Below are 16,278 nucleotides of genomic sequence, written 5' to 3'. Positions count from 1 at the left end.
CCAATCCCCGGTGAATTCCGCTCACTTGAGTAAAGCCAGGAGAATGGGAATGCTCAAGCGAGCAACGGCCCACCGCCGCCAGGCATATACCGGACATTGCACACCTCCGCGACAGCGGTCGAGAACGGCCGTGTTACTGACGGTGATTCAGTGAATTCGGCAGAAATTTATCCGGACGATGCGCCCGATGGGCGCTTTGTCTCGTTTGCACGGTTGGCGTTCTTGCATCGCAGCGTCACCCGGCCCTCGCCGGAGGACGCGGCCTCGGGGGTGAGGTCCGGGCCCGTCGGCAGCATCGCCAGCAGCTGGGCCGGCAGCCTCCGTTCCTTCACACCTTCGAACCCCAGTGTTTTCACGGCCTCCTGGGACATCAGCCGGTATTTCACCCCCTGGTCCGTCACCAGGAACGTGGTGTCACCCAGCGCGCTGCCGCTGGCGCTCAGCGCCCGCACCAGGGCGCCCCTGCCGGGCCGCACCGCGATGGCGTCGACCCCGAGGCAGGCCGACTCGACCTCCGGGGGCGGAGCCTGCACGGCCTCGGGCAGGTCTCCGGCGAGCAGTACGGAGGTACTCACCCGTGTACTGCCGCCGGTGGAACCGACGTTGGCGCACGCGACGGAACCGGCCCCGACGTCGGCCGCCTTCGGCGGTGTGACGGGCAACTGCCGCCCGGCGCCCGTCCCGGCAGTGGAGCGCGGAGCGAGATGCCCGGTCAACGCGCCGGCTCCGAGGTTTCGCGGGGCGGGGGCTGCTCCGCCGTAGGCCTGGCGGGTCTTGGCGTCGCCGAGGACGAGAGCCGCTCCGGTCGCCGTGAGCGGCACGAGCCCTTCCCGGGTGAGCAGGTGATACTGAGCGGCGGAGCCGGGGACGTCCACGCGGAAGAGCTGCCCGATCCTGGTGGGCCGGCCGTCCAGGACGGGCCCCTCCTCGCCCCGGTCCGCGACCTGGGGAGGCGCGAGGTCGGGGCCCTGCGGGAAGGCGTCGACGAACGCCGCCGAGACCGGCCGTGGCGTGACGGCCCCGTATCCCAGGGCTTTCGCGGCGCCTGCCGTGGTGTCCAGGCGCAGCCTGCTGCCCTGCCACAGCAGGTAGGTGGTGCCGTCGGGGCTCGCGACCAGCAGTCCCTCGCCACCACCCAGCTTGCGCCCCTGGGTACCGTCCCCGCTGTTCCGCACGCCGATTCCCAGCGTCGTGGACACGGCGATGTCACCGGCCGCCTTGGGCCGGGTGGCCGAACACACCAGCCAGGGCCCGTCGTCCAGGTCCGCGGTGCCCGGCAGTTCCTCGGGCGCGCCCGGGATGCCGACCGGCGAGCCGTGCGGGGTCCCGGCGAGGGAAGAGGTGATCACCGTGGTGGCCTTGAGGTCGCCTTTCGCTATCAGCCGGGCCGAGGTGTAGTTGCGTACGGGGCGCAGCCTGCCGTCGAGATAGAGGTAGCGTGCGCCGGTCTCCTTGTTGACGACCAGGCTGCCGGGAGTACGCCAGGAGTCCTTGCCTCCGGGTTTGATGAGTCCGAAGACGAAGGCCCCGGCGCACACCAGTATGGCGATGATCACGCCTATCGCGGCACCGCGGTTGGTCCTGCCCAGGGGACTCTCGGGGGCGTCGGGGTCGCTGCGCAGCATGGCCGAGCCCAGCCTGCCCATGACGAACAGGTGCGCCTGCACCTGGTCCCGCTTGTTCTGCATCGTTCTCGTCCTTCCGGCTCAGCCGTTGAGTCCGCGCAGAAAGCCGTACAGGCCGACGGACCAGAGCATGAGCGGCAGCAGGCTTATCGCCGCGAGGGAGTGCAGCAGTTCGGCCGCGCGTCCCCAGTACGGCACCAGGCGCCGTCCGGGCACGGTCCAGGAGGCGATGGTGATGGCGGCGGTCAGGCCGAGCAGTCCGGCAGTGAGGGTCAGCCGGTCTCCCGGGTCCAGCGCGCGCGCCCACATCAGGAGGAGAAGGGCCGTGCCCCATGCTCCGGCCGCTGTGAGCGCGACACGCTGCCATACGTTCCCCAGCCCCCGGCTGTGCAGCAGCAGCAGGAGGGAGAGAGCCACCACGGTGAAGAACTCCGCGAGTTCGGGTTCCTGCATGAGTGCCGCCAGGCAGGGCAGGCAGATCAGGCCGATGGCCCCGTAGAAGGCGGTCATCCAGCCGTCGGCCACGGCGGACCGGGCCTCGACGTCGGAGCCTGGGTAGGGGTCGATGCCCTCCTGCAGCTGCTGGGCGTTGGTGGGCAGGGGCGGCATCCGCATCCCGGAGAGGCGGAAGGACAGCGAGGGGACGAAGCCGCCGAACAGCACCACGACGACGGCGACGACGCTGGCCGCCTGTTCGGGGGTGAGGTCCATCAGCAGCAGTACGGCTCCGAGCGTCCCGGTCACCGCCACGACGGCCACGCCGAGGAAGAGCGCCGGGTAGATCCCGACCGCGGCCAGGGCGAGGACCGCCGCGCCGCCGGCTGCCGCGGAGGCGGCCAGCAGCCGCGCGCCGAGCACGGCGTTGCTTTCCGCTCCGGTCAGCGCCCCGCCGGGCAGGAGCCAGCCGGCCAGCGCGAAGTAGAAGGGGGCCATGAAGCCGAGTACGGCGCCGGCTGAGGAGTCGCCGACGGCCCGGGTGGCCGCGGCCGCTCCGCCGATGAGCAGCAGTCCGGCGAGGGCCGCCGCCAGCGCTCTGAGCCACCCGGCCACTCCCGGCGCGGCCAGGACGATGAGGCCGACGGCGAGGGTGCTCACGCCCAGGGCGTGGAGCAGGCGCCTGCTGGTGTCCGGGCGCCAGCCGTGCGGGCGTTGCTGCAAGGTGGTGGAGATGCCGTCGACCAGGTCATCGAGGTGCACTTCGGGCAGGGCTTCGGTCCGCGGCCGAAGGTAGAGGGCTTCGCCGTCGCGCAGGGCGAGGGAGTCCAAGGTACGCTCTGGGTCGAGCGGTGGTTCGCCGACGCGTTGGAGCACCCAACCCCCGTGTTCCAGCCCGGCTTCTTCTAGGTTGTCACCTCCGTAGCTGATCACTGTGGGCAACAGGTCGGCGACGGGGACGTCGGCGGGTACGGCCAGGTCAACGGTCCTGGCGGGGGCACGTACGGTGAGGCGGCACAGGTTTGCCACCTGAGCGTCGGTCATAGGTCTGCTTCGCGCTTCCTGACGGGCCGCGGAATTCGCGGTGCTGGAACGTGTGAAACGCGCACGAGGATCGGCTGCCGACCGCACATCGGGTCGGGGGACGTGGCACGTGCCGACGAGTTTGGCCCCCCGCGGAGCCGTTTCGCAACGGGCAGCGGGAAATCATTCCGATATTCAGTCCAGAAAACCGGGTACGCCGCCCGGAATTCAGTCATTGCCATTTCCCGCATTCCCATTCTGTTGTCATCCCTTTGAGCGTGACGGACTTACGGCATGCGGCGCAAGAACACGTGAGGAGGCCGTACGTTGAGCGTGATCCTGTTCCGCAGGCCGGCCCGCCGCCGGGGTCCGGACATGCCCTCGGGAGAGCTGACCCTGCAGGAGCCGCCGACACTTCCGGAGGTGGTTCCCGACAGTTCCGCGGTATGGACGTACCTGCCCATGGCGCTGATGTCGGTCTCCATGATGCTGATGTTCATGCGGCCCGGTATGGGGGGCGGCGGCGGATTCATGTACATCGCGCTCGGGCTGATGCTGATCGGCTCGGCAGCGATGATGGTGGGTCAGGTGATGCGCAGGAACTCCGAGCGCAAACAGCGCCTGAAGGGCGAGCGCCGGGACTATCTGCGCTATCTGAAGCAGACCAGGCGCAAGGTCCGCGCGTCCATAGCCGATCAGCAGCGGGCTCTGGCCTGGCGGCATCCGGAGCCCGAGGCGCTGTCGGCGCTGGTGCGCAGCACCCGGCTGTGGGAGCGCCGGGCGTCGGACGAGGACTTCGCGGAGGTGCGGATCGGCGTCGGTGACCAGCGCATCGCGATGAAGCTGACCCCGCTGTCGACGAAGCCGGTGGAGGACCTGGAGCCGCTGTCCGCGCACGCCCTGCGCAGCTTTACCCGCGCCTATACGACGGTGCCCGACCAGCCGATCGCGATCTATCTGCGCGCCTGGTCCAAGGTGCTCTTCCGCGGTGATCAGGAGCGGATCCGCGGCGCGGTCCGCGCCCTGCTCGCCCAGCTTGAGGTCTTCCACTCCCCCGACGATGTGTGGATCGCCCTGTGCGTCTCCGATGAGCAGCGGGCGCAGTGGGAGTGGGCCAAGTGGCTGCCGCATGTGCTGCACCGGTACGAGCACGACGGCGCCGGGCCGACCCGGATGATCGCGTCGGAGTTCAACGAGCTGGAGAACCTGCTGGGGGCGGAGTTCCAGGAGCGTCCCGCGGCGGACCCGGACGCGGAGCCGGGCCGGGAGGAGCCCTTCACGGTGGTCGTGGTCGACGGCTGCACCGTGCCCGCCGGCCACCGCTTCGACGGGCTGGGCTTCCGGAACGCGGTGGTGCTCGACCTCTCCTCCACTCTCACCTGGAAGCCCGGACGCACCACGCTGCGCCTGGAGGTCGGTCAGGACGGCGTCGCGCTGGTGCGTACCGACCGGGACCGCAAGGAGCAGACGACGCGGCTGGGCGTACCCGACCGGTTCGGGCCGGTGGGCGCCGAGGCCCTGGCCCGGCTGCTGGCGCCGTACCGGATGGGCATGGGCGGCGAGGTGTCCGAGCCGTTCTCCAGCGATATGGAGCTGACCACGCTGCTGAACATCCCCGACCTGCACCGGCACGATCCGCAGACGCTGTGGCAGCGCTACACCGGCAGCGCGCGGCTGCGGGTACCCATCGCGGTCAGCGGCGACGGCGCCCCGGTCGAGCTGGACATCAAGGAATCCGCCCAGGGAGGTACCGGGCCGCACGGGATGCTGATCGGTGCGACCGGGTCCGGCAAGAGCGAGCTGCTGCGCACCCTGGTGCTGGCGCTGGCGCTGACCAACTCCTCCGAGACGCTCAACTTCGTCCTGGTGGACTTCAAGGGCGGGGCGACGTTCCTGGGTCTGGACGAGCTGCCGCACACCTCCGCTGTGATCACCAACCTGGCGGACGAGGTGGCTCTGGTGGCCCGGATGCAGGATGCCCTGCACGGTGAACTGATGAGGCGTCAGGAGCTGCTGCGGGCCGCCGGGAACTACACCTCGGCCCTGGAGTACGAGAAGGCCCGCGCCTCCGGTGTGCCGTTGCAGCCCCTGCCGAGCCTGTTCGTGGTGGTGGACGAGTTCAGCGAACTGCTCGCCGCACACCGCGACTTCATGGAGCTGTTCGTCATGATCGGACGCCTGGGCCGCAGCCTGGGTGTGCACCTGCTGCTGGCTTCGCAGCGGCTGGACGAGGGCCGGATGCACAGCCTGGAGAGCCATCTGTCCTACCGCATCGGCCTGCGCACGTTCTCGGCCATGGAGAGCCGCGGCGTGCTGGGCGTGCCGGACGCCTACGAGCTGCCGGCCCAGCCCGGAAGTGGTTTCCTCAAAAGCGGCGTGGACGCCCTGACCCGGTTCCGCGCCGCGTACGTGTCGGGGCCCTACCGGCGCCGCCACGGCTCCGTGGCGCAGGCCCAGGTGGCCAGCCAGGTGGTGCCGTGGACGTCGGACTGGGTGGTGCCGCGTACTCCCGCGGATACGGACGACTCAGACGGTCAGGAGGAGCCGGAGACCGACGGCGCCGAGGAGGAGGGCGGCGACACGTTGCTGTCGGTGGCCCTGGACCGGCTGCGTGATTCGGGGCCGCCGGCCCACCAGGTGTGGCTGCCGCCACTGGACCTGCCGTCCACGCTCGACCAGATCCTGCCGCCGCTGACCCCCGACCCGCGCCATGGGCTGACCACGGCCGGATGGCCGCTGCGGGGCAAGCTCACCGTGCCGGTGGCGATCGTCGACCGGCCTTTCGAGCAGCGCCGCGACCTGATGACCGTGGACCTGTCCTCGGCCGGCGGGCACGTGGCCGTGGCGGGCGGTCCGCAGAGCGGCAAGAGCACCCTGGCCAGGACGCTGATCACGGCGCTGGCTCTGACGCACACACCGCGGGAAGTGCAGTTCTACTGTCTGGACTTCGGCGGCGGCACCCTGGTGGGCCTGAACGGGCTGCCGCACCTGAGCGGGGTGGCGACCCGGGTGGACACCGAGCGGGTCGGCCGTACGATCGCCGAGGTCAACTCGCTGCTCAGCCGGCGGGAGCGGTTCTTCGTCGAGCACGGCATCGACTCCATGCCGACCTACCGCAGGCGCCGCGCCGCCGGGGAGTTCGCGAATGAGCCGCACGGGGACGTCTTCTTGGTCATCGACGGCTGGTCCACGGTGCGCCAGGACTTCGACCAGCACATCCCCGCCTTCAACGCGCTGGCCGCGCGCGGGCTCAACTACGGCGTGCACCTGATCGTCACGACCGCGCGGTGGGTGGAGCTGTCGGCAGCCATCCGCGACCAGGCCGGCACCCGACTGGAGCTGCGGATGGGCGACGCCATGGACTCCCACATCGACTCCCGCAAGGCGGCCTCGGTGCCGCGCATCCCCGGCCGAGGCCTGACCGCTGAGAAACTGCACTACCTGGCGGCGCTGCCGCGCATCGACGGAGTGGAGGACGCGGACGACCTCGCCGACGGCATCGCCGGCCTGGTCTCGGCGATCGGCGAGAGCTGGGCGGGGCCGCCCGCGCCGGCGGTGCGGATGCTGCCGACCCGCCTGACGCTCGATGAGCTGCCCGCGCCGGATCCGGAGGGCAACCTGCGGATCGCCATCGGGGTTGATGAGAATGAACTCTCCCCGGTCTGGCACGACTTCTCCGAGAATCCGCACATGGTCGTGGTGGGCGACAACGAATGCGGCAAGACCAACCTGCTGCGGGTGATCGCCAAGGGCATCACCGACCGGTTCTCCCCGGCCGAGGCCCGCATCATGACCGTGGACTACCGCCGGCAGCTGGTGGAGGCCGTCCCCGAGGAGTACCGGCTCGGGCACGCGGTCTCCATGGATGTGCTCAAGGACCTCCTCGACGGTGCCGCCAAGGCGGTCAGGCAGCGGGTGCCCGGGGAGGACATCTCCCCGGCGCGGATGAAGCTGTGCGACTGGTGGACCGGGCCGAGGCTGTTCATCCTGGTCGACGACTACGACATGGTCGGCGGCAACCCGATGACGCAGCCGTTCGCCCCGCTGCTGGACCATCTCGCGCTCGGTCACGAGGTCGGCCTGCACCTGGTGGTGGCCCGCTCGGCGGCCGGCGCCGGGCGCGGTCTGAACGAGGCGCTGCTGCGCAAGCTGCAGGAGGTCAACACCCCTGCTCTGCTGATGTCCTGCCCGCCCAGCGAGGGCTATCTCTTCGGCAACGTCAAGGGGCGCGAGCTCATCCCCGGCCGGGGCTTGCGCATCGCCCGCCGCAAGGCCGTACAGGTGCAGACTCCGCTGCTGGAGGACGAGCGGTGACGTACGGTCAGCGACGCGCGGCCGGCTCCGGGGCCGACAGGCCCCGGAGCCGGGCACAGGCCGCGTACGAGGTGCGCCTACCGGCTGGAGGGTCCGGCCTCCCGCTGCCGGCCGGGCGGCAGCCAGCCCCTGGCCCGGCCGCGCGGGATCACCGCGGCCGCGGCCGCCAGCAGCAGCGCCAGCGCCAGGCTGCCGAAGGCAACCGCCGCGGACCGTACCCCGGGGGCGGGGTCGGCGGGCGGCGGGAGGTGTGCCGACGGGGGAGCCGCCCGGTCGGCCTTCCCGTGCGCCAGGGTCATGGTCATGGCGGCATACGGGTCGAGCCGGGGGATGTCGGCGGGATAGGCGGTCTCCATCAGCTGCCGGGCGACGTTCTCGGCGCTCATCCGGGGGTGGTGCGCCCGCACCAGCGCCGCGGCCCCGGCGGTGCAGGCGGCTCCCAGGGAGGCGCCGGAGCCGATGTAGTGGCCCGAGCCGCGTGGCCCGATGCTGACCAGCGTGGATCCCGGTGCCGAGAGGTCCGGTGCGTAGGCGGGCGGAGCGTCCTTCTGCCGCAGCCCGGAGGGGCCGAAGTCCACGACGGACAGCACACCGGGCGCGGCGGCGGGCCAGTACGGGCCGGTCGGCTGCCGCCCGTCGGGCCCGAGCTCCTCCCGGGGAACGGCGTCCGGGGCGGCGGGGGCCACGACCAGCGCGTCATGCCGCGCGGCGTAGGCGGTGGCCTGGGTCAGCTCCGCCTTTCCGGTACGCAGCGCATGGCCGACGTAGATGACCTCCGCGCCGCGGTCGGCCGCCTCGCGGATGCCGTCGGCAACCTGCTGCGGGCTGGGCACCCCACGGTCGTTGGTGCCCTTCAGTGCGATGATCCGGGCCTGGGGGGCCATGCCCTCCACGTCGCTGCCCCGGGTCCGGGCACCGGCGATCAGGCCGGCTGCGAAGGTGCCGTGTCCGACGCAGTCGGTGCCCCCTGCCCCCACGGCGCTCACCCGGCCGGACAAGGCGTCAGCACCGGGGGTGACACCGGTGTCGATGACCGCGACCCTCACTCCCGCCCCTTGGGACAGCTGCTGAGTTCTGGTCAGCCCGAGCGCCGACTGCGCCCAGGTCTTCCCCGCGGCGGTGCGGCCCGAGGGCTTGGTGCACGGTTTGCCCTCGCCGAGCCGGACCGGCAGCGGCGGCAGGAGGGTGACGCCGTCAGCGCCCGGGGCGGGCGAGGGCGCGGCCGGCACGGCGGCCGCGGGCGGGGCGGTGACGGTGACCGGCAGGATGAGTGCCGCCGTGGCCGTGAGCGGCACGAGCAGCTGTATCGCGGGACGTCGCATGGCGGGCATGATAAGCACACCGTGCCCGCGTGCGCGCGGCCGGACCGGCTGCCCCGCGACCGCTCATACGGCTACCGCACCTCTTTTCCTGACTATCCGCCAGGCCGTTTGGTCCTGTTCCCATCGCGCGGGCGGCAAGGTGGTCCGCCCGTCTTCGGCACGGTGGGTCCGGCGGCCCACCGGGCAGTACCCAGGCCCTTGTCCCGCACGCGTGCGCGAGATCGCGTACGGGCGGGGGTGCAACACCCATTCCAGGAGGTTCGAAGCGCGTGTCACGGCAGTTGATCACAGTCGGCACGGAACGGCCGGACGGTTTCCAGACGATCGACGAGGCACTGGCCCAGGCGCGTACCGGAGCGGTGATCCGGGTCCAGCCGGGGCGCTACGCCGAGAACCTGGTCGTCAGGACCCGGGTGACCATCGTCGCCGAGGGCGAACGCGGGGCCGTGGAGATCTGCCCGCGCCGCGGCAGCGCGATCAGCCTCATGGCGGACGCGGTCATGCTCAGCGGCCTCACCCTGCGCGGGCACGACAAGGACGTGGCGGTGGTGGACGTACCGGCCGGGCAAGTCGCCCTGGACGGCTGCACCGTCAGCGGCGCGGGGTGGACCGCGCTGCTGGTGCGCGGTACCGGCTCGCTGGCCGCCCGCGACTGCCGGATCAGCAATCCAGGAGGCGCCGGCATCGTCGACACCTCGCCCGCCGGAAGTGTCATCGAAGACTGCCGGCTGGAGAACTTCGGCACCTCCGCGGTGGTCATCGGGGAGAGCGGCGACCCCACGGTCCGCGGCTGCCGGATGCGTGGCGCCCGGGGCAACGGCGTACTGGCCAACGGCGAGGCCAGGGGAACGATTCAGGGCTGCGACATCTCCGGCACCGACAAGCCGGGCATCGCCCTGGAGGGCCACAGTTCCACCCGCATCCTGGGCACCACCGTCCACGACACCTCGGTCGGCCTGCTGGTCACCAGCGTCTCCCGTCCGGAGATCGAGGAGACCACCTTCGAGTCGACCACGCAGAGCGCGATCGTCGTCTCCGGCGGCGCCGACCCGCTGCTGCGCCGCTGCGTCACCCGGCGCACCAAGAGCAATGGTCTGGTCGTCCTCGACCGCTCCCGTGGCACCGTGGAGGCGTGCGAGTTCATCGCTTCGGCGGAACCGGCCATCCGGATCGCCGAGCACAGCACACCGACGCTGATCGACACGGTCGTACGGGACTGCGCCCACGAAGGCGGCGCCGTGCTGCTGACGGACAGCTCCGCCGCGGAGTTCGACCGCCTCACCGTGGTCGACGCCGCGGGCGTGGGCATCTGCGTGCGGTCGGCCGCCGATCCCCTGCTGCGCCGGGCCAGGGTCATCGGCGCGGGCGGACACGGCATCGAGGTCACCGACGACGGACGCGGCCGCCTGGAGCACTGCGAGATCGACTCGGTGGGCGGCTCGGCGCTGCACCTGAGCGACGACGCGAGACCCGAGATCACCGACACCGTGATGGTCTCCCCCACCGGAGCGGGCGTCACGGTCGGGACACGCGGCCAGGGCACCCTGCGCGACTGCCGTATCGAGGGCAGCGGCGAAGCGGGCGTCAGCGTCGACGGCAAGGGCGAGATCGCCTTGGAGCGCGTCCGCGTCGAGGGGGCCAGGGCCCACGGAGTGCTCATATCCCCCGGCGGCCGGGCGGACCTGACCGCCTGTGAGATCGTGAGCAGCACGGGCGACGGCATACGCGTCGACAGCACCGACACCGTGTCGGTCATCCGGTGCGTGGTGCGCGACAACCGCGGAGCGGGCCTGAAGCAGAGCCGCGGCAGCGACCGGCTGTCGGTGGAGGCGCTGGCCAGCTCGGACAACGGGGCGCCCGACATCTGGGGCGAGGACGTGGCGGAGGCAGTCGCCGGCGGGCCGGGCGGAGCGGCCGACGGCGAGGGAGAGCCGGAAGGCCCGCTGGCCGAACTCGAAGCGCTGGTCGGCCTGGGACACGTCAAACACCAGGTGCGCACCCTGGTCAACCTCAATCAGCTCGCCGAACGCCGGCGCCGGCTCGGCATGCCCGTCCCCCCGATGAGCCGGCACCTGGTCTTCGCCGGCCCTCCGGGCACCGGCAAGACCACCGTCGCCCGGCTGTACGGCGGCATCCTGGCGTCCCTGGGCGTCCTGCGCACCGGGCACCTGGTGGAGGTCGCCCGCGCCGATCTGGTCGCCCAGGTCATCGGCGGTACGGCTATCAAGACGACCGAGGCGTTCAACAGCGCCTTGGGCGGCGTGCTGTTCATCGACGAGGCCTACACCCTCACCCCCGAGGGCGCCTCGTCCCATGACTTCGGACGCGAGGCCGTGGACACCCTGCTGAAGCTGATGGAGGACCACCGCGACGACGTCGTGGTGGTGGCGGCCGGATATTCCCAGCAGATGGACTCGTTCCTGACCGCGAACCCGGGGCTGGCCTCCCGGTTCACCCGCACCATCGAGTTCGACAACTACTCGGTGGAGGAACTGGTCACCATCACCCAGAGCATGTGCGCAGGCCACCGCTACGAGCTGGGGCCGATGACCGCGGAAGCGCTGGCCCTGCACTTCGAGCAGATGACCCGTGACGCGACCTTCGGCAACGGCCGTGCCGCCCGGGGGGTGTTCGAGGAGATGGTGGACCGGCAGGCGATCCGGCTCGCCGCCATGACCGACCCGAGCGAGAAGGACCTGTCGCTGCTGCTGCCACAGGACGTGGGGGAGGCCGAGTCGGCGGCTCTGGACGGCAGCCAGCAGGACCCCGACGGCCAGGAGAGCCCGATGGCCCGCCTGGAGGCCATGATCGGACTGTCCGCGGTCAAGCGGGAGGTGACCGACCTGGTCAACCTGCTGGCCAACGCCCGGCAGCGCGCCGCGGCAGGGCTGCCCACCCCCAAGATCAGCAATCATCTGGTGTTCACTGGCGCACCCGGTACCGGAAAGACCACCGTGGCACGGCTGTACTCCGAGCTCCTGCACTCCCTGGGAGTGCTGCCGCGCGCGCACCTGGTGGAGGTCGCCCGTGCCGATCTGGTGGGCCAGTACGTCGGGCACACCGCCCAGCTCACCAAGGAGGTCTTCACCAGCGCGCTGGGCGGCGTGCTGTTCATCGACGAGGCCTACACCCTCACCCCCGAGGGCTCTTCCAACGACTTCGGACGTGAGGCCGTCGACACGCTGCTGAAGCTGATGGAGGACCACCGCGACGAGGTGGTGGTCATCGTCGCCGGCTACACCGAGGAGATGGAGCGCTTCCTGGCCTCCAATCCCGGACTGTCCTCGCGCTTCTCCCGCTACGTCCACTTCGAGGACTACAGCACACCAGAGTTGATCTCCATCGTCGAACGGCACGCCGCGGACATGGGTTACGAGTGCGCGCCCGAGACCCTGGCCGCGCTGCGCACCCATGTCGACGCGATCCCCCGGGACCGCTCGTTCGGTAACGCACGGCTCGCCCGCCAACTGCTGGAAGCCATGATGACCCGTCAGGCACGCAGGCTGGGCGGCCTGGAAAGTCCCACGGTCGCCGACCTGAGGTCGCTGCTCCCCCAGGACCTGGGGGGCGCGGGCCGGGCCGTACCGAGCCAGGCGGCACTGTGACACCGTGCGGCCGGGACGCCCGGCCGCACGGCTTACCTGTCATCCCGGCGGGTGGGGTGGGCTGACCGCACCATGCGTCCGCGGGGACACAGGGCTCCTCGTTCGCCCTCAGTCGAACGTCGGTTTACCTGACCGACCGCCGAAAGTGGCCGCACAGGCAAAATACTCATCCGAGCGGCCTGCATATTGGACATTCGCTCAGGTGAGCATTATTCGTTTTGCCGGTCAGGTTTTCCTTACCGATTTCACATTGAACTGCCGGAGCGCAGCATGCAATAATCCCCTTGCGAATCGAAGCTCAATTCCTCCCTCAAACCAGTGGAGTCCAGCGGCCTTTGAGGTGGGTTGATGTGCGGCTGCCCGCCGCGACCGGGCTCATGCACCTGCCTGCGACATCCCACCCCGGCCATGCCATGGGCGCTGACGCCTCACCGGACGCCGGAGGATGCGACGTGCGGCGTTCACGGGGGCGTGACGCGGAGACGTGGGGCGACCGTGAAGACGCCCGGCATACCGCTGCCGTCCCCCGCCAGGAGGGACTATCGGACGGCGGCGTGAGGCCGCTGGCCGCAGCGCACTCCTGCGGAGCATCCGGCCGTCCCGAACCGGCTCTTCCCCACGACCGAAGTGAGCCAAACCTCATGCACGGACTGTCCGCCCAGGCACAGTACTTCCTCGATCTGCTCGGCATCTTCGGCTTCGCGCTGTCGGGTGCCTATCTGGGGGTGCGCAAGGACTTCAACCTTTTCGGCACGCTGGTCCTGGCCGAGGCCGCCGGGCTGGGCGGCGGCCTGGTGAGAGACCTGGTCCTGCAGGTGCCCTCGATCGCCTTCACCGATCCGGGGTATCCGCTCGCGCCGCTTGCCGCCGCGCTGCTCGCTTACCGCAGCAAGTCCCTGCACCGCCAGCCCCATCTGTTCGACCTGCTGGACGCGATCGGCCTGGGCCTGTTCAGCGTCACCGGCACGATCAAAGGGCTCCAGCACGGCATGGAAGCCGTCCCCTCGGCCGCGCTGGGAGTCATCACCGCCATGGGGGGAGGCATCCTGGCCAGCGCGGTGGCCAAGGAACTGCCGTCCTCGCTGCGCTGGGACAGCGACCTGTACGCCCTACCCGCCATCGCCGGTGCGGTGGCGGCGGCCGCGCTGCACGAGGCGAGGGCACTGGACATCATGACGGCGAGCGGCGCGGCTCTGACGGCGTTCACCCTCCGGCTGCTGGCGCTGCACTTCCACTGGCGCTCGCGCCGCTCGACCGCCTGGCGGGCCGCGTCCTCCCCGTTGTCCGCCCTGCCGGACGCCAACTCCCCGCTGATCGCCTCCTCCCGGAGCACCGTCGCGGACACCATGCGCCTGAGGGTCATCCCGCCCCCGCCGCACGGCCGCAGCACCGGGCAGCGCTCACCGGCGCCGCTTGCCGACACGATGCGTCTGCGGGCTATCAGCCCGCCGCCCGGCCGCACCCCTGGGCAGCGCTCACCGGCGCCACTTGACGAGACCACGCGCATGGTTCAGCCCGGTCCGGCCGACCACCGGCTCCCCAGGGGACCGCACCACTCCGCCTCCCCGCAGACACTTCCGGCCGGCGGCCACCCCACCCGCGGGCCCGAGCGAGCCTGAGTCCCGTCACCACCAGCGATGCATCGCAGGAGCCCATCGTGTACGTGCACCACCTCGAGCGTTTCCACGGCCTGCCCGTAGTGACCTTTCCGGACCACACCCGCGCCGCGGAAGAGCTGCCCAAGGCCGGGAGCGTGGCATGGCGTCTGCACACCGGCGAGGACGAGCCCGAAGACGCGTACTGGGAGCGCTTCGCCCAAGCCGTGGAACTCCACGACGTGCGGGCGCTGATATTCAGCAGCACCTGGTACGGCGCGAACTGCAACTGGCCGGAACGACCAGTGGAGTTGCTGCTCGACCACCGCTCCCGCCTCACCGGCCTGGAAGCGGTCTTCCTCGGCGATGTCGTGGAGCAGGCCGACCGGGGGATCTCCTGGCTGCATCAGACCGATCTCACCCCGGTCCTGCGGGCCTACCCCCGCCTGCGTGATCTCGGCGTCCGCGGCGGCTTCGGCCTGGACTTTCCCGTGATGAGGCACGACGGACTGCGCTCCTTGCGTTTCGAGTCCGACGGGCTGCCGCCGGAGGTCGTCGAGCGGGTCATCGCCGCCGACCTGCCCCAGCTGGAGCGCCTGGAGATGTGGCTGGGCGCCAACGACAACCTCGGCACACCCACCGTGGAGCACATCGCGCCCCTGCTCGCCGGCGACCGGTTCCCCGCGCTGCGTCATCTCGGGCTGCAGAACAGCCCGCTCCAGGACGAGATCGCCGCCGCGGTGGCCGCTGCCCCCCTCGTGGCCCAGCTCACCTCGCTCAGCCTGTCGATGGGCACCCTCAGTGACACCGGCGCTCAGGCCCTGCTGGCCGGCCGGTCGCTCACCCACCTGACGGAACTCGACCTCCACCATCACTACCTCACCGAGCCCCTGATGCTGCGGGTGCGGGAGACCCTGGAACCCGCCGGTGTGCGCGTCAACCTGACCGGACAGCAGCAGCCGTACCGCTCCCGCGGGGAGCGCTACGTCTCCATCGCCGTGTGACCACGCCTCGTCCACCGCATCCTCCTCCCCCGGAAGGCCATGATGTCCACACCACACCCTTCTGGCCGACCGCCCCGGGGATCGTGCACACCCCGGCATACAGCGGATGGGGAATACCGCGAGCGGGCGCGGCGGTCACGATTCCCGTCGTCGCACATCCGGTCTCCGCAGTCGGGGCCTCTGCAGCAGTCTCAACCGACGGCCCAACTGGTGTGGTTCCGATGCATCACGGAGATGAGGTACCTCCCATGGACAGCGAGGAGCGACGCGAGGCCATGCTCAAGCTGGCGGCGCGGACCGGGAGGGTCGACGTCGGCAAGCTCGCCGCGGAGTACGGGGTGTCCAAGGAGACCGTGCGCCGTGACCTGCGTGTCCTGGAGGATCACGGCCGGGTGCGGCGCACCCACGGCGGGGCCCACCCGGTGGACAGCGCCGGCTTCGAGACCGACCTGGCCTTCCGCACCACCCTGCACGTACCGCAGAAGTCACGGATCGCCGCGGCGGCCGGCCGGTCTGATCGGGGACGCCGAGACGCTCTGCATCGACGAGGGGTTCACCCCCCAGCTGATCGCTCAAGCGCTGCCCGCGGACCGGAAGTTGACGGTGGTGACCGCTTCGCTGGTGACAGCCGGGGCGCTGACCGCATGGGAGCGGATCACCGTACTGCTGCTCGGGGGCCGGGTGCGCGAGGCGCATCGCTACTCGTTCCTGGGGCCCCAGGTCATCCGGGCGTGAACCGGGCGGCCGGTGTACGGCCCTTCCCGAGAATTCTGTGTCCCGGAATCGGCATCACATCTTTGGGTCTGAGCACAGGTCAACTGCTGAGCCGCCACTTTCGTGCTTTACGCGTGCCTGGCTCCATGCGGTACAAAGGTTCATGTGTCACCGGACGCGTGCGCCGGGGTACTCGACTTTCCGGCGGCGGTGCTCTGGAGCGGTCATTCATCGGGCATGAATGGTGCTGATTCTGACTCGCTCCATTCTTGGTATCCCCTTATGGTGATTGATGCGGGGCGAGCGGGAACCGTAGCCCCGCAATGTGGTGAAGCGTCGCTCCCCCGAGACGAGTCACCACGGTCCACACCGGCACACGCAGCCGGGAACGGCGGCATGTCCCCCCTCCTGATATACGGCTCCGGGAAGGGGGGGCGTGCGGCCCGCTGTGAACCGCCCTGGCGTGCGCGCGCGAAGCCGCGTCGGCAGTGGCTGTGATTTCCCAAGGCGGCGACCGGCGCGGTGCGCCGTGTGGATCTCATCGGGGGCCGGACCGGGCCAGCCCGCACGGCGCCGCGCCGGCCACCGCCCCCGCCCCGGCGCCGCTACCGACCCGACCGCAACGTGAAACCGGCATGACA

Annotated in this window: 7 protein-coding genes and 1 pseudogene; 5 read left to right on the top strand and 3 right to left on the bottom strand. The window is 70.8% G+C overall.

The features are described 5' to 3' along the window. Positions 1 to 167: 167 nt before the first annotated feature. Entirely contained in the window at positions 168 to 1,688 is a 1,521-nt protein-coding gene (gene eccB / locus HUT19_RS33400; RefSeq protein WP_176184007.1) for a type VII secretion protein EccB, read from the bottom strand. Between the two features lie 18 nt (positions 1,689 to 1,706). Next, the gene (gene eccD, locus HUT19_RS33395) at positions 1,707 to 3,104 is read right to left on the bottom strand and encodes a type VII secretion integral membrane protein EccD (RefSeq protein ID WP_176184006.1); all 1,398 of its coding nucleotides are present in this window, start codon (positions 3,102 to 3,104) and stop codon (positions 1,707 to 1,709) included. A 312-nt stretch (positions 3,105 to 3,416) separates the two neighbouring features. On the opposite strand from eccD, the gene eccCa reads away from it, so the two are divergent. Further along, positions 3,417 to 7,397 (top strand): type VII secretion protein EccCa, encoded by a 3,981-nt coding sequence (eccCa, locus tag HUT19_RS33390; protein ID WP_217712386.1) that lies wholly within the window; start codon positions 3,417 to 3,419, stop codon positions 7,395 to 7,397. Between the two features lie 77 nt (positions 7,398 to 7,474). Here eccCa and HUT19_RS33385 read toward each other — a convergent pair whose 3' ends face one another. Next, positions 7,475 to 8,719 (bottom strand): S8 family serine peptidase, encoded by a 1,245-nt coding sequence (locus tag HUT19_RS33385; protein ID WP_176184005.1) that lies wholly within the window; start codon positions 8,717 to 8,719, stop codon positions 7,475 to 7,477. Positions 8,720 to 8,988: 269 nt separating this feature from the next. On the opposite strand from HUT19_RS33385, the gene HUT19_RS33380 reads away from it, so the two are divergent. The 4 genes and pseudogenes from HUT19_RS33380 to HUT19_RS33365 form a co-directional block, all read left to right on the top strand. Continuing rightward, on the top strand, positions 8,989 to 12,324 hold the full coding sequence (locus HUT19_RS33380; protein WP_176184004.1) for a right-handed parallel beta-helix repeat-containing protein: 3,336 nt from the start codon (positions 8,989 to 8,991) through the stop codon (positions 12,322 to 12,324). Positions 12,325 to 12,965: 641 nt separating this feature from the next. Further along, complete coding sequence (locus HUT19_RS44410; protein WP_176184003.1) at positions 12,966 to 13,943, top strand: trimeric intracellular cation channel family protein; 978 nt, start codon at positions 12,966 to 12,968, stop codon at positions 13,941 to 13,943. A 38-nt stretch (positions 13,944 to 13,981) separates the two neighbouring features. After that, positions 13,982 to 14,923 (top strand): STM4015 family protein, encoded by a 942-nt coding sequence (locus HUT19_RS33370; protein ID WP_254885916.1) that lies wholly within the window; start codon positions 13,982 to 13,984, stop codon positions 14,921 to 14,923. 248 nt (positions 14,924 to 15,171) lie between these two features. Further along, positions 15,172 to 15,610, top strand: a pseudogene (locus HUT19_RS33365) (DeoR/GlpR family DNA-binding transcription regulator); the annotation flags it as partial. Positions 15,611 to 16,278: the final 668 nt, after the last annotated feature.

This window comes from Streptomyces sp. NA02950, assembly GCF_013364155.1.
Classification (GTDB): Bacteria; Actinomycetota; Actinomycetes; order Streptomycetales; family Streptomycetaceae; genus Streptomyces.
Note: the sequence above shows the minus strand (reverse complement) of the source record. Positions and strands in the feature narration are given on the sequence as shown.

Coding starts and splice junctions, on each gene's coding strand:
- eccB (WP_176184007.1), bottom strand. CDS start 1,688: ATGCAGAACAAGCGGGACCAGGTGCAGGCGCACCTGTTCGTCATGGGC.
- eccD (WP_176184006.1), bottom strand. CDS start 3,104: ATGACCGACGCTCAGGTGGCAAACCTGTGCCGCCTCACCGTACGTGCC.
- HUT19_RS33385 (WP_176184005.1), bottom strand. CDS start 8,719: ATGCGACGTCCCGCGATACAGCTGCTCGTGCCGCTCACGGCCACGGCG.
- HUT19_RS44410 (WP_176184003.1), top strand. CDS start 12,966: ATGCACGGACTGTCCGCCCAGGCACAGTACTTCCTCGATCTGCTCGGC.